The sequence below is a fragment of the Fretibacterium fastidiosum genome (assembly GCF_964642095.1).
Taxonomy (GTDB): Bacteria; Synergistota; Synergistia; order Synergistales; family Aminobacteriaceae; genus Fretibacterium; species Fretibacterium fastidiosum.
The window spans coordinates 2014755-2038233 of the sequence record NZ_OZ209244.1; the positions used below are offsets into that span (position 1 = coordinate 2014755).

Consider the following 23479-nt stretch of genomic DNA (forward strand, 5'->3'; position numbering starts at 1 on the left):
TGGGCCCGACGGGGGCTCAAATCCGAGGCGATTTCAGCTATACTGGGAGGCAATGGCGATGGAATATGCGAAACCGGGGAACGGCTTAAAGATATCGTATGAAGGAACTCGGGGTCGTGATGCGCCTTCGGGAGCTTGGCGTCACCGGGACCATGCTTAACACAGGGAGGCACCCCATGGGACTTTCTTTGAGCGCGATGCGTAAAGTATTGGAAGATGAGAATATTTGCGATTCCCTCAAGGGGCGGGTACAGTATTTTGTTACTCGGTATAGAGAATCCCACGACCAGGAGGGGCGCGTTGCCGTCCGTCTTGACGGAAACGAGATTTTCAAGTCCAACTTCTACGACGGGGAGATAAAGCGCCATGAAGCATGGAGCGAAATTGACGCAAGCAAAGGCAGACATACGGAATATTCGGAATGCGGAGAACAGATAGAGCTTGAAGCCTTAAATAAGGGCGGCTTCGACCGATTTGCTTTTTACAATGCTTTTCATAGTTACCAAAACAGCGGCATCGACGACAGCTTGCAGTCTCCTGACCCTGTAGTGCGGCTCTTCGCCATTTTGGACAAAAGAGTCGGGAAAAGGCGATTGCATAAGATTGTTTCCGAGACCGAACAGCAGCCCGCATGGTTGAAGCCTTTCTACCGATTACGGCTGGAATTGGACGGTATTATTTGATATACAGCAAAACAAAAAGAACTGACTGACGTTCAAAATCGGCCGGCTCTTTACTTTTTTCAAAAATCGATCAACGTTGCCGCTCGACCCTTGCCAGCCTCGCAAGCCCATTTTGATCGTCGTGGACGGCTTCCAGGTTATATCAAATCACGTCTAATGTGGATTGTCTCCCCTGAAAGGGGAGGTGGTTCGCTTCAGCAAACCGGAGGGGTTCAGCCAGACGACCGGCCTCACGCAAGCCGATCTTTCGGGAGGATTGCGGCGACCGGTCGGTCGGCTGAGGGCGAAGGAAGTCCGGGGGACTTCCGCAGCTCAGCCAGACGACACGACTTACGGACGCCGACAGGCGGTCGGCGTCGTGTCGGTCGGCTGTGCCGAAGCAAGGCAATGGATTGCCTTGTGGAGGCGTTGGCGGGGAATGCCAGACAGGCGCGTCTTATGAAAAACACCCCTCCCCTTCGGGGAGCCTTCCGGCTGCCGTTCGCCCTTGCTCACGGGCCGTCAGTCCCAGCCCCTTCGGGGCAGCTCCCCTTGCATAAGCAGACGACTGGCGAGGTACGAGCCGTGTCGGTCGCTTAGGTTTTTCATCAGGGGGGCTTTTCTTGCCCTTTAGACGCGAATTGGTATAAAGCGGGAGTTTCAAAATAAGGAAAGGGGAGTCTGTTTATGGAGTTTCGCGACAGGCAATACGACGTGTTCAACATGTTCGACAAGCAATGGGGGTTGGCGACGGCGGGCACCCTGGAGGATTTCGACGGGTGCACCATCGGCTGGGGCAGCCTTGGCAGCCTCTGGGGATTGAGGAGCGACGGGCGGCTGATCGTGACGATTTACGTCAACCCTCTGCGGTACACCAGCGAGTACCTGCTGAAAAGCGATTGTTTCACCGTTTCCTTCTTTGAGGAAAAATATCGCAGGGATTTGTTGACGCTCGGAACGAAGTCGAAGCGGGATTGCGACAAATTTACGATGACCTCGCTGACGCCGGAGAGGCACGGGGAGGGCGTCGTCTTCAGCGAGGCGACCCTGACCTTCGTCTGCCGAAAGCTGTACTGGGAGCAGTTCGATCCGGCCCACATCGACCCGGAGGTCATGCGCGAGATCTACTCGGACCGCCCGCCGCACTATCAGTTCATCGGCGAGATCATGGAGGTCCTCGACAAGCGGTGAGGGAGGGACGGGATCGCCTCCTACCGCACGATGCAGGAGAGGACGCGCAGGATACGGGCCCAGGGAACGGATGCGGAGATCGAGGTGTTCGATGGCCTTCCCCACGGCTTTGGACTGGGCGAGGGGACCCGGAGGGTTGGATCGATCACGCCGTGGCTTTCTGGGAACGGCAGATGCGATGAGCGCTGGTGATATTCGGGCATGCGCCAGTTCGCCGTCGATCGTCTCGGAAAAGGTTGAAGCGGCAGCAACGTGGTCCTCGATTCGAGGACCACGTTGCATGTGGTTGACCGTCCTCGACGACCCAGTCAGTGTTTCCTTAAGTCTTTGCAGGCGCGTTTCGTTTCCGCTGAAGTTGCCGCACACTGCGGATGGGGAGGACGGGCAAGCCTTGCTTTTTGGAGTACAATGGCGGATACTAATACCCGATTTGTGCTGTCACTGTACGGAGCAGTGAGCTCGAAAACCAAAACGTTTCGCAGGTGAGGTCATCAGATGCCCATTCCCCAGATCAAGCCAGGAGGCAGCCGAGAGAGCGCCAGAGCGCAGGTCTACCGTCAGCTTCAAGACTGGATCGTCGATGGCACGATGCAGCCAGGGGAGAGGATCAGCGATCAGGACGTTGCTGAATACTTTTCAGTCAGCAGAACGCCGGTTCGCGAAGCTTTGCAGCTGCTGTCCGAACAGGGGTTCGTTCGGGTGGAGCCCTCTCGCGGAACCCACGTTTCCCCTCTCAATGGCGATTTGGCCTATTCTATTTACGAGGCTCTGTCCTCCCTGTCCGGCTGTGCTGCGAAGCTTGCCTGTCAGAAGCAGAAAAAGGGTGACATCGCCAGGCTGCGGGAGCTGAACGGGGATTTTGAAAGGGCTGTCGCGGCTGGAGAACACGACCGACTATCGAACCTCGACAACGTCTTTCACAAGTTCATCTTAAAGATGGCGGACAACCCTTACATATCGGATGCGGTCCTCAATTTGACCATGCACTCCAACCGTTACGAAAACTTGTATTTCCGCGAGGGGACCGACCGCATGGAGTCCGTGCGGGAGCACGAGGCCCTCATCAGGGCCCTGGAGGTGCGGGACGATGAAGAGAGCGCTCGTGCCGCAGAGGAAAACTGGCTCGGATTCTACCGCAGGCGTCTCCAGAAGATGCTGTGAAGCCCCAGCTTCCGGGACTTCCTTCTCCACAGCGTCCTTTCGTGTCACCGACGCCGGACTTTTGCTCATGAGCGCACTTGTCGATGCCCCTTCTTTAGACGATGATCCTAAAAATCAACGTTTCTCACGTTTTCAATTTGACAGAACGGGCGTCAGGGTGTATTTTAAGGGCACCAATAATATGCAATATATTGCATCCGATTCTCTTGATCGACGACGGACGATGACGCGACGGATTGATGAGGAGCAGATTACAGAGACGTTTCCGAGGGGATTCGGAAGGTGCCGAAGCGGGATCGCGGAGCGTCGAAGCGCAAAGCCTACTTCAATTCTGTGCTCTACTGACCCTGCACCGCGGGGTCAAACTCGGCCTATCCTCTGACGGAGGTCTCAGGAGGGCCGAATTTCAAAGACAGGAGGGTTTTCAGTGATGTGGAACGTGCGTGTTTTGAGGAAGGTTTTAGCCGGAGTCGTTTTTTTGATGGTCCTCCATGCTGCTGCGGTGTTCGCGGAGCCGGAGTACAAGTGGCGCTTTGGTCAGACCTCCGTTCGTGCCTCGCAGGGAAAGTCCTATCGCCTCTTCTGTGACCTCATCAAGAAGTACAGCGATGGTCGCATCGAGGTCGAGTTCTTTCCCGACAACCAGCTCGGAACGCTCGATGAAATCTTCCACGCCGTGCAGGACGGGGAGGTCCAGATGTGCGGGTTCGCTCCCTACGTCAACCTCGTCCCCGGCGGGATGTTCAACTGGATGCCCTGGACGGTCGAGTCCTGGGAGGAGTGCAAGATGGCCTTCTCACGACCGGACGGCTGTCTCTTCGTTCCTCTGGAGGAGGCTATGAAGGAAGTTGGAGTGCACATCCTGTTCACCGTGTCTCAGGGGTCCTACGGAATTGGAAACCGGGTTCGTCCCATCAGGACGCCGGAGGATTTTAAGGCCCTAAAGATGCGAGTCTCCTCATCCCTTGGCTGTGTCCGCGGGCTCCAGAACATGGCGGAAGGCACGGGCATGACGGTCGAGACGGTGCCCTGGGGCGACCTCTACAACGCCCTCTCTCGCGGCGTGGTGGACGGCTGCTGGGACATGTGGCCCTCCCTCGTCGAAGAGCGTCACTGTGAGGTCATGAAGTACTACACCTCCCTCGACTGGATGTGGGACGCCAACCAGGTCGTCATCAACCGCGAGCTCTGGGATTCCCTGCCTGGCGACCTGAAGGCGGCGATCCAGAAGGCCGCCGACGAGGCCGAGGCCGACCAGTACCGCATTCAAGAGGAAGAGGAGGCTAAGTTCAAAGCCTTCCTGGAAAAGCTGCCGGACTTCGAGATCTATTACCCGACGGAAGAAGAGCGAGCTCTGTTCCGCGAGAGGGCAAAAAACCTCGAAAACTGGCAGGAGCTCTGCGCTCCCTGGCTCGACAAGCACTTCCCCGGCCAGAACATGACCCAGAGGATCCTGGATGCCCTCGCGGAGAACCGCGAGAAGGTCCTGGCCGGGAAAAAGATGCCCCAATAGTATGGAAGCGGAGGAACTCTTCGACTTCGTGATGTCGTGTGGGGCACCGTGATGAATTGGCGGAGTGACCCGAAGGGCCCTCCGCCCTTCCTTTTCGAGACTGCGAGACAAAGAAAGGTGTAGACGGATGAAAAGATTCTTCGAGAACCTCCGGCGCCTGGAGTTTTTTCTGGGCGCGGCAGGCCTCAGCCTTTCGGTTATCCTCACCTTCTGTCAAGTGTTGAACCGCTACTGGCTGCATTACGAGATCATGTGGATTGGCGATATGGCCCTCTTCATCTTCATTTTTACGATCTATGTCGCGATCTCCTACGGAGCTGCGCTCAAAACCCATATCTGCGTGGATATCCTCCCGGATGCCATAGCGCAGGGAAACGAGAGGAAAAAGGCGCTCTATGACATCTTTAAAAGCGTTGTCACCGTCGTGATGGTGCTGTCGATGGCGCCTGCCACATGGAAGGTCGTCAAACGCTCCTTTCAGTACCCGGAATACGCCACCCTCGTGCGCTGGTTCAACATGAGTTGGCTCGTCTATGCCATGGGAGCGATGGTCGTCCTCGTTGCCCTCCACTACGCATGGCATATCTGTGAGGACGTTTTCCTGATCCGAAAGAGCCTCTGGTTCGAACAAAACGAAAAGACGGTGAGCCGCGATGATTGATTTCGGAACGATGACGACCCTGGTCAGTTTCCTGGTGGGACTTCTCATCGGGCTTCCCATCGGGTGGGTCTTCATCGGAGCAACGATACTCGGCCTGACCGTGACGGGAACCTCCGCCGGATTTGTGGCCAATGCGTTTTTCCACTCCCTCGATTCAGCCACCATCATGGCGATCGCCTTTTTCGTCTTCACGGGAGCCCTGATCAATGAAGCGGGGCTGGCGGACAGGATCGTCAACTTTTCTTACGCCCTTGTGGGACGCCTCAAGGGAGGTCTGACGGCCGTCGGGATCGTGGCCTCGGTCTTCATGGGCGCCCTGACCGGCTCATCCGTCCCCTGCATCGCGGCTCTGATCCCCCTTCTCGTCCCGAAGCTCGAAAAATTCGGCTATGACCGAGTTTACACGACCGCTATTCTCTGTTCGTCAAGTTACCTCGGCTACCTGATCCCCCCAAGTGTCCCCGCCATGATCTACTGCCTTCTGGCCGGGCAGTCCGTTGCGGCCCTGTTCCTCGCGACGGTCTTTCCGGGGCTCCTCCTCGCTATCGGCTACGCCGTCCTCAACTACTTTGTTGTGGACAAGTACACGGTCAACAGCGATGAAACTCCGGAGCTCCCAGCCACTTTCTCCGGGGCTCTGAAGGAGATCGCGCGCACCGGCTGGCTGGCCATCCCTGCCCTTGGTTGCCCGCTCCTGATCCTGGTCGGCATCTACGGCGGCATCTTCACTCCCAACGAGGCCGGAGGCGTCGCCGCGATCTATTGTCTCCTGGTGGGCTGGCTGGCCTACCGCGAGCTGACGTTGGAGCGCCTCAGAGCGGCTCTGTCGAGCACCATCGGGACCTTTGGGATGACAACCCTTCTGCTGGCCGGAGGCACGATCCTGACCCGATACCTCACCCGACAGGGGGTCGCTCAGGAAGTGGCCATGACGATGATGTCGCTCTTCGAGGGCAAGGCTATGATCCTTCTGATGATTAACGCTTTTCTTCTCTTCCTTGGAATGTTCCTCGATGGAATTCCCATCCTTGTCCTGGTCGTCCCACTGGTTTTGCCCCTGATGCAGGAACTCGGCGTCAACCTGGTCCACCTGGGCGCCATCATGACGGTCAACGTCGGCATCGGCGTCATGACCCCGCCCTTTGCCATGTCGATCTTTGTCGGCTCCCGCCTCGCGAACGTTCCGGCTGCGAAGCTGACCCGTGCGATGATGCCCTTCCTGCTCTACGTCTCCATCCCCGTCCTCCTCCTGACGACCTACATTCCATTTCTCTCCTGCTGGCTTCCCCAGGTCCTTCTGGGGGCCTCCGTCGTCGGAACGTGGTGAGCGGTTTTCTGCCCCGTCTTTTTGGGGCCTGTTACAGGAGGTTTTTCGATGTATGACTTGCTGATCAAAGGTGGAGTTTGCTACGACGGCACGGGACGGGAAGGCTTCAAGGCCGATATCGCCATAAAGGATGGCCTCATCGCGAAGGTCGGAGAACCCGACGCTGATGCCGCGAAGGTCATCGACGCGAAGGGCCTCGCCGTGGCGCCCGGCTTTATCGACACCCACAGCCATTCCGACCTGGTGGCCCTTGTGGAGCCCGGCATCACCAACAAGACGACTCAGGGCGTCACGACGGACGTCATCGGTCAGGACGGCATGTCCCTGGCTCCGGTTCTGCCCCGGTACGTCAGCACATGGCAGAAGACGATGGCAGGGCTTGAAGGGCAGTATCCCGTCGAGTGGAGGTGGGAGAGCGCAGCGGAGTACATGAAAGCGTTGGATGCGATGGACCTGGGCCCCAACCTGGCCTATCTTGCCCCTACGGGAAACCTTCGCATGTGCGTCATGGGATTGAGCAATCGTAAGGCGACCCCAAGTGAGGTCTCCATGATGAAGGACCTCCTGGAGAAGTGCATTGAAGCCGGAGCGGTCGGACTTTCCACAGGCCTGATCTATCCGCCCAGCAGCTACATGGAGGAGGATGAGATCGCCCAGGTCACCTCCGTCCTCGCGAAGTACGACCTGCCCTTCGTCATCCACCAGAGGAGCGAGGCTGACACGATCCTTGAGTCCATGGACGAGGTCTTCCGCATCAGTCGAAAATCAGGATGTCCCGTCCATTTCTCCCACTTCAAAGTCTGTGGAAAAAAGAACGCCCACCTCTTTGACGCCGTCATGAAAAAGCTTGATGAGGGAGAAAGGGACATCAAGCTGTCCTTCGACCAATACCCCTACGGAGCGGGGAGCACGACCTTCAGCGTGATCCTGCCGCCCTGGGCCCACGATGGAGGCGCTGACCAATGCCTCCTTCGCCTCGCAGACGAAGCGGAGCGGCAGAGGATGAAGCGGGATATCGTGAACGGGATCCCCGGCTGGGATAACTTCATCGACTTCGCGGGGATGGAAAACATCCTGGTCACCTTCGTCAAGACGCCCAAAAATGCCGACCTCGTCGGAAAGAACATGATTGAGATCGGAGAGATCCGAGGCAGGGAGCCCCTTGACGCTGCCTTCGATCTGCTGCTTCAGGAGGACTTGGCCGTGGGGCTTGTCGATTTTTACGGTCTTGAGGAACACGTCCGGACGATCATGACCCATCACCTCCAGAATCCCTGTACGGACGGCATCCTGGGAGCCCAGCCCCACCCCAGGGTCTACGGGACCTTCTCCCGCATTCTGGGCCACTACGTGCGGGAGCTCGGCTTGATGACCCTGCCCGAGGCGATCAGAAAAATGACCTCCCGGCCGGCCTCCATCTTTCACCTTGAGGGACGCGGGGTCCTTAAGGAAGGCTACGTCGCCGACGTCACGGTCTTCGACCCGGAAAAGGTCATCGACAAGGCGACCTACACCGACCCCATGCAGTTCTCGGAAGGAATCCCCTTCGTCATCGTGGGGGGGACATCCGTGGTTGAGGACTCCCAGGTTCTGAAGGGCAAGGCGGGAAAGGTTCTGCGGTTCAAAAAGTGACGTCCCCTTCAGGTGGACGTTTCGAGCTTTATTTTTTAGAAGGAGGGCTATCAAGTGGCAAGGCAGTGGGAGGACGAGCTGGTTGAGCTGTGCCGCGGCATGATCCGGCGTCAGAGCCTTTCCGGTCAGGAGAAGGACGTCGCGGACTTCGTAGAGGACAACATGAAGAAGTTCGGCTTCGACTCGACGGAGCGCGACGGGTACGGCAACGTGTCCGGGCGAATGGCCTTTGGAGGCGGAGGAAAGAGAATCCTCTTCGAGGGGCACATGGACCACGTGGACGTCGTGGACCGGTCCAGGTGGACCCACGACCCCTTTGGGGCGGAGGTCGTCGATGGCAGGATCTACGGCCGGGGGACGAGCGACATGAAGGGCAACCTCGCCGCGGCGATCGTGGCCGCAAAGCTGCTGAAGGAGGACCCGAAGGGCCTGTCGGGGGAGTTCATCGTCTGCGGTGGGGTGCACGAGGAGTGTTTCGAGGGCGTGGCCTCGCAGGAGCTGGGGGAGAGGTGGAGGCCGGATTGCGTCATCATCGGCGAGGCCTCGTCCCTGAACCTGAAGAGGGGGCAGAGGGGGCGGGCCGAGGTCGTCCTTGAAACCAGGGGCAAGGCGGCTCACTCTTCGAACCCCGACGTTGGACTCAATGCGATCAAGACGATGGTCCCCCTTCTCGCGGCCATCGAAAAGAACTTCAAGCCGAAGGAACAGCCGGTGTTGGGCAGGGGAATTCTCGAAGTGACGGATATCATCTCCAGTCCTTACCCCGGAGCGAGCGTCGTTCCGGAACGCTGCCGGGTGACCTTCGACCGACGGCTTCTCGTCGGAGAGACGGATAAAGAGGTCCTTCAACAGATTCAGGACATCGTCGACGCCGAGGTGAAGGCGAACCCGAAGATTCAGGCCCGGCTCAGCCTCGCCAAGGGAGTCGATACGTGCTACACCGGAAGGAAAATTGAGGCCGAGCGTTACGCCCCAGCCTGGCTCTACCCTGAGGACAACTGGTTTGTGAAGGCTGCGCTGGAGGGACTCCGCTCCGTCGGACTTGACCCCCAGCTCTCCCATTACGCCTTCTGCACCAACGGAAGCTACTACGCCGGCAAGGCGGGCATTCCGACCGTTGGCTTTGGAGGTTCCCTTGAGTCCCTCGCCCACGTGATCGACGAGTACATCGAGATCGATCAGCTCTGTAAGGCCTGCCGGGGATATCAGGGCATCGTCCGTTCCGTCCTGAAATAGCGGGCGACGGCCATGGCGGACTGCCTTTTGCGATGTGCCCTCTGCGGAAGGGAATTCAATCCGGAAAGTCGCGTCAAGACCTGCCCCGACTGCGGCATCGACGGGACGATGCACGTCCTCTACGACTATGACGAGGCGAAGAAGCGGATGGGGCGCAAGGAGCTTGCCGCCTCTTTCGACTTCAGCCTGTGGCGTTATTCTGCCCTTCTTCCTGTGAAGGAAGGCGCGCGAAGGCCGTCGCTCCATGTGGGGTGGACGCCCATCTACAGCGTTTCCGGAATCGCACGGGAGTACGGGGTGCGGGAGGTCCTGGTAAAGGACGACGGGAGGAACCCTACCGCCTCGCTCAAGGACCGGGCCAGCTGCATCGCCGTGACCCTGGCCCTGCAGGAAGGGCAGGAAACGGTCGCCTGCGCTTCCACGGGGAACGCAGCGAGCTCCCTCGCCGGGTTCGCCGCGAACGTGGGACTGCGGAGCGTCATCTTTGTTCCAGAAGCTGCCCCCGCGGCGAAGGTGACGCAACTTCTGGTCTTTGGGGCCAACGTCTTCCTGGTTGGAGGCGACTACGCGGCGACGGTCCGACTCGCCATCAAGGCGATCGAGCGCTGGGGATGGTACGACCGGAACTGCGCCATCAATCCCTTCCTCGTGGAGGGGAAGAAGACCTGCGCCATGGAGATCGCGGAGCAGTGCGGGTGGGACGTGCCGGACAAGGTCTTCGTCTCCGTCGGGGATGGCTGCATCATCAGCTCCACCTACAAGGGATTCTACGACCTTCATCGAGTGGGGCTTATCGACCGGGTCCCACAGGTCATTGGAGTGCAGGCCGAGGGGGCGAGTCCGATCCATCGAGCCGTCCAGAGCGGGGCCAGGACGGTCGTTTTCGGCCCCTCTCGCACCGTTGCGGACAGCATTGACGTTGGTGCCCCCCACAACTGGGCCAAGGCGCTCAACGCCGTTCGTTCGAGCCATGGGGATACGGTGGCCGTGAGCGATGGAGAGATTCTGGCCGCACTCGCGGAGCTCCCCCGCAGGAGCGGGGTCTTCGCAGAGCCTGCCGCTGCGGCGGCGTATGCGGGCTTCGTCAAAATGGCCCGCGAGGGGCGCCTGCAGGCCTCTGACAGGATCGCTGTAATCGTCTCTGGAAACGGCTTGAAGGACGTGGTCGCGGCCCAGGAAGCCGTCTCTCCCGCAAGAAAGATCGCGCCCGACATGGCGGCGTTGGAAAACGCCCTGGGGCTTGAAAAAGCCTGATCGAATCGAGTGGACTGTCCCTGCAGGGGAGAGCGATCACCCGCGCGGGGAGTCCATGAAGCGTTGGGCCTTGTCGTCCCGCGCGAAGCCGCGTCTCTCCCTATGGGGTGGAGCGCGGGGCACAACCCCATGTTAAGGTTAAACTAAGGAGAGGGTGTTCTTGTACAGACAGATCGATCTCGACGTCAACGAAAAGAACCTCGAAAAGTGCGTGAGACAGGCGAAGGAGCGCTACATTCGCATTCCTACGTTTCGGCAGATGAAGGACCCGGCGAAGGACACGCCGGAGGCGGTCAAGGAGGGGCTCAAAAAGACGGGCCTGTGGGACGTCAATCCCCTGAACCTCTTCCGCATCACCTGGAAGAACGCCCCCCAAAGCGCAGGAGGCCTCTATGGGGCGGTGAACTTCGTGGAGTTCCCGCGGGAGCTAACGGGCGTGAAGGCGCGCATCTTCGCGCTGGTGGGGAAGTGGTTCCCTACGGGCGCCCACAAGGTGGGCGCGAGCTTCGGCTGCCTTGTCCCGCGCCTCGTGACGGGACAGTTCGACCCCACCCGGGATTGGGCCGTGTGGCCCTCGACGGGCAACTACTGCCGCGGCGGAGCCTACAACGCCCAACTTCTCGGCTGCCGTTCCATCGCCATCCTCCCCGAAGGGATGAGCCGTGAGCGCTTCGAATGGCTGAAGACCGTCGCAGGTGAGATCATCGCCACTCCTGGGACCGAGAGCAACGTCAAGGAAATTTACGACAGGGTCAACGAGCTTCGGGCAGCACGCGACGACGTCTGCATCTTCAACCAGTTCGAGGAGTTTGGAAACTACCTGTGGCACTACGAGGTCACGGGGTCGGCCCTCGAAGAGCTGGCAAAATCCCTGAAAAGGCCTGGCGATCGCGTCGCGGCCGCAGTCTACACGACCGGCTCTGCCGGAACCATCGCGAGCGGAGATCGCCTGAAGGAGCTCTGGCCGGATGTGAAGATCGTCGCGGGCGAAGCGCTTCAGTGTCCTACCCTGCTTCGCAACGGCTGGGGAGCGCACCGGATCGAGGGCATTGGCGACAAACACATTCCCTGGATACACAACGTCCGGAACACGGACATGATCACCGCCATTGACGACAACGACTGCATGGAGCTTCTTCGCCTCTTCAATGAGCCCGCCGGACGCGAGTACCTGAAGTCGGTCGGGGTTCCCCAGGCGGCGGTCGATCGGTTGAGCCTCTGCGGAATCTCAGGCATTGCGAACCTTTTGAGCTCCATCAAAGCGGCAAAATACTACGAGATGAATGAGCACGACATGGTCTTCACGATCTTGACGGACTCCGTCGATATGTACGGCTCGCGTCTGGAGGAGCTGGCGGCGAAGGAAGGCGAATACAACGGAGTGAAGGCTGCGGTGGACTTCGCCAGCCGTCTCGTCGGACAGAAGGCGGACAACGCCCTCGAGTTGACCTATCCAGAACGGCTTCGGGTCCACAACCTGAAGTATTACACCTGGATCGAGCAGCAGGGCAAGACGAGCGAGGAGCTCTCCGCCCAGTGGTACGACGCCGACAACTACTGGGGCGAGGTCCGCAGTCAAGCGCCGAGGATCGACGAGCTCATCGAGGAGTTCAACGCGGCGACAGGACTGAAATAGGCAAACGACCCTGATCGATGCCTCTGGCTCTGAGGACCCCGTGCCGGCCACCTTCATGAATGACAAATGAATGACAAGAAAGAAGAAAGGGGACTGACCTCGTGGTCAGCCCCCTTGCGTTGTCTATCGAACCGGACCGTCCGGCTTTAGTACATGTCGCCCATGCCGCCCATCCCACCGGGCATGGCGGGCGCAGCGTCCTTCTTCTCCGGCTTGTCGGCGACGATGCCCTCCGTCGTCAGGACCATCGCGGCGATGGAGCCCGCGTTCTGCAGCGCGGAGCGGGTGACCTTCACGGGGTCGATGATGCCCGCAGCGACCATGTCCACATACTCACCGGTGCTGGCGTTCAGGCCGTTGCCGGGCTTCAGGTTGCGGACCTTCTCCACGATGACGTCGCCCTGGTAGCCGGCGTTCTCGGCGATGAGGAACAGCGGGGCCTTCAGCGCGTCCAGCACGATGCGCGCGCCCGTCCGGACGTCGCCCGCGAGCTTCTCGACGAAGGGCTCGAGAGCTGTGGCGCAGTTCAGGGCCGCCACGCCGCCGCCGGCGACGATGCCCTCCTCCACGGCCGCCCTCGTGGCGTTCAGGGCGTCCTCGATGCGGTGCTTCAGCTCCTTCTGCTCCGTCTCCGTGGCGGAGCCGACCTGGATCACCGCCACGCCGCCGACCAGCTTGGCCAGGCGCTCGTGCAGCTTCTCCTTGTCGTAGTCGGAGGTGGAGTCCTCGATCTCCTTCTTGATCTGCGCGGCGCGCTTGCGGATCTCCTCCTTGTCGCCGGCACCCTGGGTGATGGTCGTGTCCTCCTTCGTGATGCGGACCTTCTTGGCCTTGCCCAGCATGCTGAGCTCCGTGTTCTCGAACTTCAGGCCCAGCTCCTCGCTGACGACCTGGCCGCCCGTGACGATGGCGATGTCCGCCAGCATGGCCTTGCGGCGATCGCCGAAGCCGGGGGCCTTCACGGCCGCCACCTGCATGACGCCGCGCAGCTTGTTGACCACCAGCGTCGCCAGGGCCTCGCCCTCAACGTCCTCAGCGACGATGAGCAGGGGCTTGCCCGTCTGCACGACCTTCTCCAGCACGGGGAGCAGGTCCTTGATGTTGCTGATCTTGCCGTCGTGGATCAGGATGTAGGCGTCGTCGAAGCTCGTCTCCATGCGCTCGCTGTCCGTCACCATGTAGGGGCTGATGTAGCCCTTGTCGAACTGCAGGCCCTCCACCATCTCGAGCGTCGTGCCCACCGTCTGGCTGTCCTCGATGGTGATGACGCCGTCCTGGCCCACCTTGTTCATGGCCTCGGAGATCAGAGAGCCCACCGCGTTGTCGCTGGCGGAGATGGAGGCGACCTGCGCGATCTTCTCCTTCTCCTTCACGGGGATGGACTGCTTCTTCAGCTCCTCCACCACGAAGTCGATGGCCTTCTCGATGCCCTGACGCATCTGCATCCCGTTGGCGCCCGCTGCGACGTTCTTCATGCCCTCCCGGATGATGGCGCGGGAGAAGATCGTGGCGGTGGTGGTGCCGTCGCCGGCGACGTCGTTGGTCTTGGAGGCGACCTCCTTCAGAAGCTGGGCCCCTGCGTTCTCGAAGGGGTCCTCGAGCTCGATCTCCTTCGCGATGGTGACGCCGTCGTTCGTGATCGTGGGGGAGCCGAACTTCTTCTCGAGGACGACGTTGCGCCCCTTGGGCCCAAGCGTCACTCCAACCGTATCCGCAACTTTATCGATGCCACGAAGCATCGCGCGGCGAGCGTCCTCGCCGAAGGAAAGAATCTTAGCCATAGTATGTATCCTCCTCTAAATCCGTCTCAAATGTTCCTTGAAGGTCCCGCGTGGACTACTTCTTGTCCACGATGGCCAGGACGTCGCGCTCGCTGAAGATCACGTAGTCCTCGCCGTCCAGCTTGACCTCGGTGCCCGCGTACTTGCTGAAGATGATGCGGTCGCCCACCTTGACCTCGATGGGAAGCTTCTGGCCGTTGTCCAGCACCTTCCCCGTGCCCACCGCGATGACCTCGCCCTCCGTGGGCTTCTCCTTCGCCGTGTCGGGAAGGACGATGCCGCCCTTCGTCTTCTCCTCGCGGGAGAGCACCTTCACAACGATCCTGTCTCCAAGTGGTTTGAGATTCATCTAAAATTCCCTCCTGATCTTTTGTATCAGCACTCAATAACTAAGAGTGCTAATTGCTCAACACGAAGAATATTAGTCCCTGTTCTCTGAAAGTACATCGTCAGATTTACGTACTGTTTTGACGTGGAACGGCGGGGCGTGTGGAGTCATGTAAAGAGGGGACGCCCAAAGCGTCCCCTCGAGCCTTCGATGCTTGTGGCTTCTACTTTTTGCTGAGCTGGTCGAAGGCCTCCAGGGCGATGGCCGAGTGGGCTGCGCTGGGGCCGCCGCCCATGGTGATGGTCACTTCAAGGGCCTCCACGACCTCCTCGCGCGTGGCGCCCGCGCTGAGGGCTCCCTGAGCGTGGGCCGTGATGCAGGGGATGCATCGGGCCTGCACGCCCAGCGCCAGCGCGATCAACTCCTTCGTCTTGGCGTCCAGCGCGCGCTCCTTGTGCGCGACCTCGTTCAGGGAACGAAATGCCCCGACGACCTCCGGCGCTGCCTGGGCCAGCTTTCCCATGAGCTCCTTGCCGTCGCGCGCCTGCTGTTTGAAATCCATGGCGATGCCTCCTTCAAAGATAATGCTTCCGATGGTGTTGAAACCAGAGAGGACTTCTCTCCTGCCGTTTATTCTATCGTGGGCGGTCGCCCTTCACCTGAGCGTTTACCCGTATCCCGCGTCGCGACGGCCGAAGGCTCACCCCCCGATTTCGAGCGACGGATTGGGGGACAGGTCCTCCGGGCTGCGCAGGCCGCGGTCCCAGCCGCTTTTGCCCGCCATGGCGATCATGACGGCGTTGTCCGTGCAGCGGCTGACCCTGGGCAGCCACGCGCGCCAGCGCCGCGCCTCGATGCCCTCCGTCAGCGCGCGCCGCAGGGCGCTGTTGGCCGCCACGCCCCCCGACGCCGTCACGCTTCGGATGCCCGTCATACGCACGGCGAGCGCCACCTTGGCGATGAGCGCCCTCGTCACGGCGCTCTGGAAGGACGCGCAGAGGTCGGCCAGCGGCAGCCGGCCCCCCTCCGTCCCAAGGGCTTCAAGGCGCCGGACCTGCCACAGGAGCGCCGTCTTGAGTCCGCTGAAGCTGAATTCCACATGCTTCGTGTGCTGCAGGGGGACGGGGAAGGCGAAGGCGTCCGGGTTTCCGTCCTGCGCCAGGCGGTCGATCTCCGGCCCGCCGGGGTAGGGGAGCCCCAGGATGCGCGCGGCCTTGTCGTAGGCCTCGCCTGCCGCGTCGTCCCGCGTCTGGCCGAGGAGCTCGTAGCTGCCCAGGGCGTCCACCCGCACGATCTCCGTGTGCCCGCCCGAGACGATGAGCGACAGGAACGGGGGCTTCAGGTCCTCCGAGTCCACCATCGGGGCGAACAGGTGCCCCTCCAGGTGGTTGACCCCCAAGACCGGAACGTCCCAGGCCTGGGAGAGCGCCCGGGCTGCCTGTACCCCAACGATGAGGGAGCCCATGAGGCCCGGACCGCAGGTGACGGCGATGAGGTTCAGGTCCCGCCCGCTCACGCCTCCCTCCCGCAGCGCCGCCTCCACCAGAGGCAGGAGGTTCTCCAGGTGCTTTCGCGCCGCGAACTCCGGAACCACGCCGCCGAATCGCGCGTGGTCCCGAATCTGACTCGACAGGAGCTCCGCGAGGATTCGCCGTTCGCCCTGCAGGAGTGCCACCCCCGTGTCGTCGCAGCTGGTCTCGATGCCGAGCGTCAGGAAGTCGCTCATCGGGCCGGCGCCTCCAGGTCCGCGCTGTCCGGACCGAGCGCGAGGTGCACCCTGCGCCCCCCCTTCAGCGAGGGGACGCGAACGAGGAGCGTCCCCTCCGTGCCGGAGGGAAGCTCCCCGACGACTCGTATGCTGGCGTTGCCCAGCAGGTCCTCGGACGTCACGCGGTAGCCGTCGACCGTCAGGGCCGTGGGGTCGAAGTTCCAGTTTTTCTCCGCGCGGTAGCGAAGGGCCAGCACGTCGTGTCCCCGCATCCTCTCGGCGGCCTCCTTCCTGGAGGCGTAGTAGTTGCTCAGCGCGGCGACCACCCAGTCCTCCGCGCTGCCGTCGCGGTCCAGCAGCCGCATCAGCGAGCGCGGCAGCCACGTGACGTCGACGCGCGCCCGCGCGTTGAGCACGAGCTCATCCATAAACTGGGCGTCCACCCAAAGGCGGACCGTCCGCGCACCGATGACCTTCCTCCACGGAGAGGAGGGAGCCGCATCCGCGGAGAGCGCCGTCAGGACCGTTGCACACAGGAGAAGGACTCCCGCAAACTTTCTCATCATGACCTCAACCTTTCAAAGTCTTTGTTACTTTATCTCTCTTTATCCCTCTTTATCCCTGTCCCTCTTGCCGCGTCGTGAGAACGCATCGAGGATCAGCCCCCACTCGCCGCAGCGAAGGGCCCAGGTTGCGCCCCCGTAGGCCGCCATGCCGACGACGATGACGCCCAGGTGCCAGGCCGCGCGCAGGGTGAGCGCCGCCTCGGGACGGTAGGGCAGGGCGAGGCGCCAGGCCGTCGTGGCCAGGGCGAGCGCTGCGAGGGCAGCGGCGGTTTTGGCGAGCCACGTCCGGCTCAGGACGTTCAGGGAGCGCCCCAGCTTTCCCCGCACGTAGCGCAGTCCCAGCAGGCCCGACAGGGTGAAGGCGATGCTGGGGGCCAGGGCCAGTCCGTCGTACCCCATGGGGAGCATCAGCGCCGCGGAAAGGAGCGCCGTTGCGGCGACGCTGAAGAGCGTGGTCTTGAAGGCCGCCCGCGGCATGGAGAGCGCGTAGAGGGCGCGCATCACCACGGTGGAGCAGGCCATGCCGGGCAGCCCCAGCATGGAGAGTGCGAGACAGGACGAGGTGGCGCGCCAGGCCCAGTCGTTGAACTCCCCACGGACGAAGACGAGGTGGACGAAGGGCCCTGAGATGAGCATCAGGCCCAGCGACGCGGGCAGCACGATGAAGAGGGCGAAGCACAGCGCCTGGCGCAGTGTCTCCGCGAAGTCCTCCGGCCCTTTGGCCCGGGCGAGTTGGGGCAGCACGGCTTGGGAGATGGCGATGACGAAGAGCCCGAGGGGCAGCTGCAGGATGCGGTTGGCGTAGTTCAGCACGGAGATGCTGCCCTCCTGAAGGAATGAGCCGAGCATCCGGCTGACGACGGGGTTGACCTGGTTCAACGACAGCCCGGCCGCGTAGGGCAGGAAGAGCGCCATGATGCGGCGCAGGTCCGGGTCGTGCAGGTCGGGCCGCGCGGGATAGATCGGGGCGCGCATCCTGAAGGCCCAGAACCATTGGGTGAGGAAGTGCATGGCCCCGCCGCACAGCACGGAGAGCGCCAGCCCATGAACGCCCCAGCGGGCGGCGAAGGGCGGGGCGGTGAGGATGAAAGCCAGGTTGCTGAAGGCGGGGGCCAGGGCCGGGACGAAGAAGGACCCCAGGCTGTTCAGTGCGCCCATGGTGAGGGCGGCCAGCGAGATCAGGATGAGGAAGGGGAACATCCAGCGCGTCAGGCTGGAGGCGAGGGCCGCCGCTGCGGGGTCGAAGCCGGGGGCCATGACGCGGGTCAGGAGCGGTGCGCACAGGATGCCCGCCAGCGCGGCGGCGGAGCTGGCGAACAGCAGCACCGTCATCGTTCCGCGGGCCAGTGCCAGGGCGTGCGACCGGCCCTCCTGCAGCGCGCGGGAGAACACGGGCACGAAGGCGGCGGAGAGCGCCCCCTCCGCCAGGAGCTGACGGGCCAGGTTCGCCAGCGTGTAGGCCACGTTGAAGGCGTCCAGACCGCGGGACGCGCCGAAGAACGCCGCCACCACCACCTCCCGCACCAGCCCCAGGATGCGGCTCAGGAACGTCCCCGCCATCATCATCATCGCGTGTTTCACCATACCGGATGCATTCTGCCGCTCCACCGCAAGTCCCCCGATCGATCTCAAGTAATGCCGTGTCGTTAGGACGTTGTGTCCCCGAACCCTTCTCCGCGGGGCGCCGCCTTCAAGAACCTCCGCGTCGAGAGGAACGGGCTGTCCTTCACGGCGAAGCGGTAGGGCAGGGCGGCGTCCTCGCCGGCGTAGTCCACGTTGATGCGCGGCGTCGCGACGACCTCCGCGTCCTGAATGGGGTCCCCTCGCAGGATTCGGAGCGTCTCCCCGCGGAGGTCCGCCCCGTTCTGCTCCCGCGTGACGGCGAGCGCCATGCAGAGCTTTCCGGGGCCGCTACAGAACTTTCGCTCGTCCTCCGTGCCGCGGCGCGCGCACATGAGGGGCTTCCCCTCGAGGGGGGCCAGCGCGCGGACCAGCACCGCCTCGGCCCGGCCCGCGGGCGCGCAGGTGACGTTGAAGCAGCAGTACATGCCGTAGATCAGGTAGACGTAGGCCAGGCCCCCCGGACGGAACATCACCTCGGTGCGGTGCCCCGGACGGGGTCCCTCCAGCTTGAAGGAATGACATGCCGCGTCCGTCCTCCCGGCGTAGGCCTCCGTCTCGACGATGACGCCGGAGGCCGTGCCCTCCGGCGCGCTGCGGGCCAGCACGCACCCCAGGAGGCCCCGCGCGACGGCGACGGCCCCCTGTTGGTAGAAGGCCGGGGTGAGGAGCCGGGACCTCACCGGTCCTCCTGGGGCCTGTGAGGCATGGGCAGCGGGGGGAAGCGTTCACGCAGGCGGCGGAACACGCCGGGGGGCACCATGTCGTGGACCGTCCCCCCGAAGCGGAAGATGTCGCGGATGCCGCTGCTGGAGACGAAGGAGTATCGCGGGTCCGTGACGATGAAGAAGGTCTCGATCTCCGGGGCCAGCTGACGGTTCATCAGCGCCATCTGAAACTCGTACTCGAAGTCCGACATGGCCCGCAGCCCCCGGATGATGACGCGCGACTGCACCTGGCGCATGTAGTCGACGAGCAGGCCGGAGAAGTGCTCCACCCTGACGTTCGGAAGGTAGCTCAGGGCCTCGCGAGCCATGGCGCACCGGTCCTCCACGCTGAAGGTGGAGTTCTTCTGCGCGTTCACGAGGATGCTCACCCGCACCTCGTCGAAGATGGCGGAGGCCCGCTCCGCGATGTAGATGTGTCCGTTGGTGATGGGGTCGAAGGAGCCGGGGTAGACGGCGCGAACGCTCCTCTGCATGGTGATTCGCCTCCTGGGTTAAACGAGGTTGGGCGCGGGCGCCTGGTCCGTTCGCGCCTCCGCGGCCCTCAGAAACGACAGGCGGCTCTCGCCGTAGTCCCGTCGGGAGGCGAGCTCCCACGCGGGCGTCAGCGTCAGCTCCTCCCGGACGGAGTGTTCCGCGACGAGGACCCCCCCTTGGGCCAGAAGCCCCTCTAGCCCCCGAACGCCCAGGAGGGACGCCCCCCAGCCCTCGTGGTAGGGCGGGTCGGCGAAGATGACGTCAAACTGGAGGCCCCGCTTTCCGAGCCAGGCGATGGCGCGGCGCAGCTCCAGGGACAGCACCACGGCGCGGCGTCGGGCGTCCGTAGGCAGCGCGCGCTCAATGGCCTGAGCCCGCTCTCGGAGGGACTCGACCCACGTCACGCTGGCGCCCCGCTCCAGGGCCGTCAGGCCGACCCGCCCCGTCCCGGCGAAGAGGTCCAGAAATCTCCCGCCGTCCACGTCCCCCAGGATGCTGAAGAGGGCCAGCAGCACGCGGCCTGCCGTGGGGCGGACCGCTTTCATCCTTCCGGTTCCTCCGGCGCGTCGATGCGGGTCGCGACGTCGGCGAGGGCTCCCTTCACGGCGGGGGTCAGAAAAGCGTTCGCCGTCCGGTCCAGCCGGACCAACGCGCCTTCGTCCCGCGGCGAGATGTGGATGTAGTAGCGCTGGTCGAACTCCTCGTCGTTTGAGAAGGCCTCGAGCAGAAAACCGCCCTCCGGCCCCCGCTCCAGGGCGAGCCGGCCGAAGGACCACCGCGCGTCTCCGGCGCCTCCGCTGACGTCCGCCAGGGCGTTCAGGCACGCCTCCGTCGGCCGGCGCCTCGTCCTGATGTGCACCTCAGATCCCTCCCAGGTTTGCCGCGCCGTGGTGAAGGGGCGCGTCTTAACGAAGGTCAGCCGGTAGATCGGCTTCCCCAGCTCCAGCCATTTGCGCTCGTATTTCGTCGTCACGCTTCGGGCGGGGTTGACCTCGAAGCCCCGGCCCTCCAGCGCCGCGTGATTCCCGATCCGGTCCAGCGCCTCGCGGGCGTAGGGCTCGTCGTCCGTCAGGAGCTCAAAGACGCCTCCCAGGCGCAGCACGGCGGCCAGGCTGTCGGTGAAGTCCCTGGCCGTGACGCGCCGGTGGGCGTGACGCCGCTTCGGCCACGGGCAGGGGAAGTTCATGTAGACGCGGTCCAGGGCCTCGTCGCGGAACAGCTCCTTCATCATGCGTCGGGCGTCCGTGCGGATGAGGCGGAGGTTGTCCAGCCCCGCCGCCCTTCTGGCGCAGCGCAGCACGCAGGCGGGCGATAGCTCGATGCCCCACAGGAGGACGTCCGGAGCCCGTCGGGCGTGCTTCACGGTGTACTCTCCGTTGCCGAACCCGATCTCAAGCTCCGTCCGGCGTCCGCGCGCCATCGCCTCGAGGTCGAGCGGCAGGGAGAGGTCCCCCGGCAGGGCGATGACGCCGTACTGCGGCCGGGCCTGCTGGGGCGCCGGCGTCAGAACGTCCATGCGAAGTCGGGCAGTCCCTCGTCCAGGAGGCGCCTCTTGACGTCGGCCATGATGAGCTCCAGGTCCTCCTGGCTGCGCCCCTCGCAGCGGACGGTGATGACCGGCTGGGTGTTGGACGCGCGGATCAGCCCCCAGCCACCGGGGTAGAGGATGCGGATGCCGTCGTGGGTCAGCCCCTGATGGTCCTTGAGGGCCTTCTCCCGGATCCGGCTCACGACGTCGAACTTCTCCTCGTCCGGGCAGTCGATGCGGGCCTCCTCCGTCGTGGGGTAGAGGGGGATGGAGCTCATGAGCTCGGAGAGCTTCCTGCCGGTCTTCGCCAGAATGCGCAGCACCCGACCGGCCGCGTAGAAGGAGTCGTCGAAGCCGTAGTACTCGTCGGCGAAGAACATGTGTCCCGAATACTCACCGGCGAAGGGGGAGCCGATCTCGCGCATCTTGGCCTTGATCACGGAGTGCCCCGACTTCCAGAAGAGGGGACGCCCCCCCAGCCTCTCGACCTCCTCGGCCAGAGCCATGGTGCACTTGGGCTCGATGATGACCTCCGCGCCGGGGTGCTCCTCCATGATCTCGCGCCAGTAGAGGGCCATGAGCCGGTCGCCGAAGATCACCTCGCCGCGCTCGTCCACGACGCCGATGCGGTCCGCGTCGCCGTCGAAGGCGAAGCCTGCGTCCGCGCCCGCCTCCCGGACGCAGGCGATGAGGTCCTGGAGGTTCTCGCGCTTCTGGGGGTCCGGATGGTGGTTGGGGAAGCGTCCGTCGGGCGTCCCGTAGAGCTCGGTGCAGTCGCAGCCCAGGAGCTCGAAGAACCGTTTGGTGAAGGGCCCCGCCGCCCCGTTGCCGCTGTCGCAGACCACGCGGAACCGCCGATGGAAGGGCTGAAACCTGGACTTCAGCATGGACAGGTAGGCGTCCGGGATGGACTGATGCGTCAGAGCACCCTGCCCCGTCCTGAACTCCCCGGAGTCCGCGATGCGGCGGATGGCCTGGACGTCGTCGCCCCACAGCGTGGCCTTGTCCCAACAGAGCTTCAGTCCGTTCATGTTGGGCGGGTTGTGGCTCCCGGTGATCATGATGCCGCCCATGAGGTCCAGGTGGTGCAGGCTCCAGTAGAGCATGGGCGTGGTGAGCGTGCCCACGTCGATCACGCCAACGCCGGCGGCGAGGACGCCCCGGGTCAGCGCGGCGCGGATGCGGGGCGTCGAGAGCCTGACGTCCCCGCCGATCGACATCCTGTTGAAGCCGCGGTCAAGGAGCCACGTGCCGTAGCTTCTGCCGATGGTCTCGACGACGGCGTCCGTCAGGTCCCGGTCTGCGTCGCCCCGAATGTCGTACTCCCTGAAGATGTGCGGTGACAGTGCCATTCGGTCTCCCCTTCCTGCGCCTACCGCCGTTTGAGGACGTCCTTGAGGACGTCCATGCCGCGGGCTACGAGCGCCTCGTCCGCCTGGGAGCCCATGTGCCCGACGCGGAACACGCGCCCCGCCAGGGAGCCGTAGTTGCCGCCCAGGGCGAGGCCCCGCGCGCGAAGCGCCGCGTCGAGCGCCTCCCAGGTCCAGCCTTCGGGGACGTAAAAGGCCGTGACGCTGGGGGAGGAGACGGCCTCGTCCAGCGGGAAGAGCCGAAGTCCCATCTCGCGCCCCCTTCGGCGGCACAGGGCGGCCGCCCTCTCGTGGCGGTCGTAGGCGTGTTCCAGTCCCTCCTCCATGATCGCGGAGAGGGCCGCGTGCAGCCCCGCCATGGCCTGCCAGTCGTGGGTGTAGGGCATGGCGTGTACCGCAGGGACCTCCCGCCAGGGCAGGTAGGCCTCGTAGCCGCTGTAGCGCACCTCCTCGATGACCTTCCACGCCCGGTCCGACAGGGTCGAGATGGAGAGCGAGGGCGTCATGGACAGGACCTTCTGGCTGCCCAGGAGGCCGATGTCGATGCCGTTTTCATCGACGTCCACGGCAGCGGCCCCGGCACTCGACACGAAGTCGACGACGAAGAGGGCTCCCACCTCCCGCGCGATCTCACCGAGCTCCTTGATGCAGGGGGTCAGCGTTCCGGAGGGCGTCTCGCAGTGTACGGCCGTGATGACCTTCGGCCGGAAGCGCAGCGCGGCCTCGCGCACCTTCTTGAAGTCAGGGGTCTGGTCGTGAGGGGCGGCGCAGAGCTCCGCCTCTGCGCCGATGGCCCGCGCCATGTCGGCGAACCCCTCGCCGAACAGACCCGACGCCACGGCCAGGAGCCGGTCGCCGGGCTTCAGGGTGCACTTCAGGGCGCCCCACAGGATGGACATGGCCTCGCCCAGCGTGATGACGACGTCCCCCTTCGTCCCCAGAAGCCTCCGGACGAGCTTCTGGTTGTCCGCGTAGAGCTCAAAGAACTCTCCTTCGAGGTCCGAGCTTCCAAAGTCCGTGTTCCACGCGTCCCGAACCCTCTGGGGGATGGAAGTCGGTCCGGGGACCAGCGCGATAGGATAAGTCTTCATGATTGCAATAAC

General features: G+C 63.2%; 23 protein-coding genes. 11 read left to right on the plus strand and 12 right to left on the minus strand.

What is annotated here, in order from left to right; genetic code table 11:
• The first annotated feature begins 176 nt into the window (after positions 1-176).
• From ACK28C_RS09055 to ACK28C_RS09105, 11 genes are all read left to right on the plus strand, one after another.
• A complete protein-coding gene (locus ACK28C_RS09055) occupies positions 177-683 on the plus strand; it encodes a hypothetical protein (protein ID WP_208874070.1) in 507 nt (168 codons plus the stop codon).
• 666 nt (positions 684-1349) lie between these two features.
• The gene (locus ACK28C_RS09060) at positions 1350-1853 is read left to right on the plus strand and encodes a hypothetical protein (RefSeq protein ID WP_015557142.1); all 504 of its coding nucleotides are present in this window, start codon (positions 1350-1352) and stop codon (positions 1851-1853) included.
• Between the two features lie 30 nt (positions 1854-1883).
• Positions 1884-2045: a hypothetical protein gene (locus ACK28C_RS09065; RefSeq protein WP_208873863.1), complete on the plus strand. Its 162-nt coding sequence runs from the start codon at positions 1884-1886 to the stop codon at positions 2043-2045.
• A 303-nt stretch (positions 2046-2348) separates the two neighbouring features.
• Positions 2349-3014: a GntR family transcriptional regulator gene (locus tag ACK28C_RS09070; RefSeq protein WP_015557141.1), complete on the plus strand. Its 666-nt coding sequence runs from the start codon at positions 2349-2351 to the stop codon at positions 3012-3014.
• Between the two features lie 430 nt (positions 3015-3444).
• Complete coding sequence (locus tag ACK28C_RS09075; protein ID WP_015557140.1) at positions 3445-4527, plus strand: TRAP transporter substrate-binding protein; 1083 nt, start codon at positions 3445-3447, stop codon at positions 4525-4527.
• Positions 4528-4654: 127 nt separating this feature from the next.
• The gene (locus tag ACK28C_RS09080; protein ID WP_015557139.1) at positions 4655-5188 is read left to right on the plus strand and encodes a TRAP transporter small permease; all 534 of its coding nucleotides are present in this window, start codon (positions 4655-4657) and stop codon (positions 5186-5188) included.
• Entirely contained in the window at positions 5181-6515 is a 1335-nt protein-coding gene (locus ACK28C_RS09085) for a TRAP transporter large permease (RefSeq protein WP_015557138.1), read from the plus strand. The genes ACK28C_RS09080 and ACK28C_RS09085 overlap by 8 nt, the downstream gene beginning before the upstream one ends.
• Positions 6516-6563: 48 nt before the next feature.
• Positions 6564-8147 (plus strand): amidohydrolase family protein, encoded by a 1584-nt coding sequence (locus ACK28C_RS09090; protein WP_015557137.1) that lies wholly within the window; start codon positions 6564-6566, stop codon positions 8145-8147.
• Between the two features lie 54 nt (positions 8148-8201).
• Complete coding sequence (locus ACK28C_RS09095; RefSeq protein ID WP_208873862.1) at positions 8202-9383, plus strand: YgeY family selenium metabolism-linked hydrolase; 1182 nt, start codon at positions 8202-8204, stop codon at positions 9381-9383.
• Positions 9384-9395: 12 nt separating this feature from the next.
• Positions 9396-10637 (plus strand): threonine synthase, encoded by a 1242-nt coding sequence (thrC, locus tag ACK28C_RS09100; RefSeq protein WP_015557136.1) that lies wholly within the window; start codon positions 9396-9398, stop codon positions 10635-10637.
• Between the two features lie 160 nt (positions 10638-10797).
• A complete protein-coding gene (locus tag ACK28C_RS09105) occupies positions 10798-12273 on the plus strand; it encodes a pyridoxal-phosphate dependent enzyme (RefSeq protein ID WP_208873861.1) in 1476 nt (491 codons plus the stop codon).
• Between the two features lie 146 nt (positions 12274-12419).
• On the opposite strand, the gene groL is transcribed toward ACK28C_RS09105, so the two are convergent.
• The 12 genes from groL to ACK28C_RS09165 form a co-directional block, all read right to left on the minus strand.
• A complete protein-coding gene (gene groL, locus ACK28C_RS09110; protein ID WP_015557135.1) occupies positions 12420-14054 on the minus strand; it encodes a chaperonin GroEL in 1635 nt (544 codons plus the stop codon).
• Positions 14055-14109: 55 nt separating this feature from the next.
• Positions 14110-14403 (minus strand): co-chaperone GroES, encoded by a 294-nt coding sequence (gene groES / locus ACK28C_RS09115; protein ID WP_015557134.1) that lies wholly within the window; start codon positions 14401-14403, stop codon positions 14110-14112.
• Between the two features lie 202 nt (positions 14404-14605).
• Complete coding sequence (locus ACK28C_RS09120) at positions 14606-14944, minus strand: carboxymuconolactone decarboxylase family protein (RefSeq protein WP_015557133.1); 339 nt, start codon at positions 14942-14944, stop codon at positions 14606-14608.
• 138 nt (positions 14945-15082) lie between these two features.
• Positions 15083-16108 (minus strand): tRNA (adenosine(37)-N6)-threonylcarbamoyltransferase complex transferase subunit TsaD, encoded by a 1026-nt coding sequence (gene tsaD / locus ACK28C_RS09125; protein WP_409152078.1) that lies wholly within the window; start codon positions 16106-16108, stop codon positions 15083-15085.
• On the minus strand, positions 16105-16656 hold the full coding sequence (locus ACK28C_RS09130; RefSeq protein ID WP_015557132.1) for a hypothetical protein: 552 nt from the start codon (positions 16654-16656) through the stop codon (positions 16105-16107). Before ACK28C_RS09130 ends, tsaD begins: the two co-directional genes overlap by 4 nt.
• Before the next feature lie 39 nt (positions 16657-16695).
• Complete coding sequence (gene murJ, locus ACK28C_RS09135; protein WP_409152079.1) at positions 16696-18240, minus strand: murein biosynthesis integral membrane protein MurJ; 1545 nt, start codon at positions 18238-18240, stop codon at positions 16696-16698.
• A gap of 62 nt (positions 18241-18302) precedes the next feature.
• Positions 18303-18959: a DNA-3-methyladenine glycosylase gene (locus ACK28C_RS09140; protein ID WP_409152080.1), complete on the minus strand. Its 657-nt coding sequence runs from the start codon at positions 18957-18959 to the stop codon at positions 18303-18305.
• Positions 18956-19477, minus strand: coding sequence for a pantetheine-phosphate adenylyltransferase (gene coaD / locus ACK28C_RS09145; RefSeq protein WP_298780713.1), 522 nt, complete (start codon positions 19475-19477; stop codon positions 18956-18958). Before coaD ends, ACK28C_RS09140 begins: the two co-directional genes overlap by 4 nt.
• An 18-nt stretch (positions 19478-19495) precedes the next feature.
• Positions 19496-20023, minus strand: a complete 528-nt coding sequence (locus ACK28C_RS09150; RefSeq protein ID WP_409152081.1) for an RsmD family RNA methyltransferase — start codon at positions 20021-20023, stop codon at positions 19496-19498.
• Complete coding sequence (gene trmB / locus ACK28C_RS09155) at positions 20020-20994, minus strand: tRNA (guanosine(46)-N7)-methyltransferase TrmB (protein ID WP_015557131.1); 975 nt, start codon at positions 20992-20994, stop codon at positions 20020-20022. Before trmB ends, ACK28C_RS09150 begins: the two co-directional genes overlap by 4 nt.
• Complete coding sequence (locus ACK28C_RS09160) at positions 20982-22358, minus strand: phosphomannomutase/phosphoglucomutase (RefSeq protein ID WP_015557130.1); 1377 nt, start codon at positions 22356-22358, stop codon at positions 20982-20984. The genes trmB and ACK28C_RS09160 overlap by 13 nt, the downstream gene beginning before the upstream one ends.
• Positions 22359-22378: 20 nt before the next feature.
• Positions 22379-23467, minus strand: a complete 1089-nt coding sequence (locus ACK28C_RS09165; RefSeq protein ID WP_015557129.1) for an alanine--glyoxylate aminotransferase family protein — start codon at positions 23465-23467, stop codon at positions 22379-22381.
• Between the last annotated feature and the right edge of the window lie 12 nt (positions 23468-23479).

Excerpts from the sequence above, each read along its gene's own strand:
- groES (WP_015557134.1), bottom strand. The coding sequence starts at position 14,403 with ATGAATCTCAAACCACTTGGAGACAGGATCGTTGTGAAGGTGCTCTCC.
- ACK28C_RS09085 (WP_015557138.1), top strand. The coding sequence starts at position 5,181 with ATGATTGATTTCGGAACGATGACGACCCTGGTCAGTTTCCTGGTGGGA.
- coaD (WP_298780713.1), bottom strand. The coding sequence starts at position 19,477 with ATGCAGAGGAGCGTTCGCGCCGTCTACCCCGGCTCCTTCGACCCCATC.
- murJ (WP_409152079.1), bottom strand. The coding sequence starts at position 18,240 with ATGGTGAAACACGCGATGATGATGATGGCGGGGACGTTCCTGAGCCGC.
- ACK28C_RS09065 (WP_208873863.1), top strand. The coding sequence starts at position 1,884 with ATGCAGGAGAGGACGCGCAGGATACGGGCCCAGGGAACGGATGCGGAG.
- thrC (WP_015557136.1), top strand. The coding sequence starts at position 9,396 with ATGGCGGACTGCCTTTTGCGATGTGCCCTCTGCGGAAGGGAATTCAAT.
- ACK28C_RS09080 (WP_015557139.1), top strand. The coding sequence starts at position 4,655 with ATGAAAAGATTCTTCGAGAACCTCCGGCGCCTGGAGTTTTTTCTGGGC.
- ACK28C_RS09150 (WP_409152081.1), bottom strand. The coding sequence starts at position 20,023 with ATGAAAGCGGTCCGCCCCACGGCAGGCCGCGTGCTGCTGGCCCTCTTC.
- ACK28C_RS09165 (WP_015557129.1), bottom strand. The coding sequence starts at position 23,467 with ATGAAGACTTATCCTATCGCGCTGGTCCCCGGACCGACTTCCATCCCC.
- groL (WP_015557135.1), bottom strand. The coding sequence starts at position 14,054 with ATGGCTAAGATTCTTTCCTTCGGCGAGGACGCTCGCCGCGCGATGCTT.
- ACK28C_RS09075 (WP_015557140.1), top strand. The coding sequence starts at position 3,445 with ATGTGGAACGTGCGTGTTTTGAGGAAGGTTTTAGCCGGAGTCGTTTTT.
- ACK28C_RS09055 (WP_208874070.1), top strand. The coding sequence starts at position 177 with ATGGGACTTTCTTTGAGCGCGATGCGTAAAGTATTGGAAGATGAGAAT.
- ACK28C_RS09060 (WP_015557142.1), top strand. The coding sequence starts at position 1,350 with ATGGAGTTTCGCGACAGGCAATACGACGTGTTCAACATGTTCGACAAG.
- ACK28C_RS09070 (WP_015557141.1), top strand. The coding sequence starts at position 2,349 with ATGCCCATTCCCCAGATCAAGCCAGGAGGCAGCCGAGAGAGCGCCAGA.
- tsaD (WP_409152078.1), bottom strand. The coding sequence starts at position 16,108 with ATGAGCGACTTCCTGACGCTCGGCATCGAGACCAGCTGCGACGACACG.
- ACK28C_RS09090 (WP_015557137.1), top strand. The coding sequence starts at position 6,564 with ATGTATGACTTGCTGATCAAAGGTGGAGTTTGCTACGACGGCACGGGA.
- ACK28C_RS09160 (WP_015557130.1), bottom strand. The coding sequence starts at position 22,358 with ATGGCACTGTCACCGCACATCTTCAGGGAGTACGACATTCGGGGCGAC.
- ACK28C_RS09130 (WP_015557132.1), bottom strand. The coding sequence starts at position 16,656 with ATGATGAGAAAGTTTGCGGGAGTCCTTCTCCTGTGTGCAACGGTCCTG.
- trmB (WP_015557131.1), bottom strand. The coding sequence starts at position 20,994 with ATGGACGTTCTGACGCCGGCGCCCCAGCAGGCCCGGCCGCAGTACGGC.
- ACK28C_RS09120 (WP_015557133.1), bottom strand. The coding sequence starts at position 14,944 with ATGGATTTCAAACAGCAGGCGCGCGACGGCAAGGAGCTCATGGGAAAG.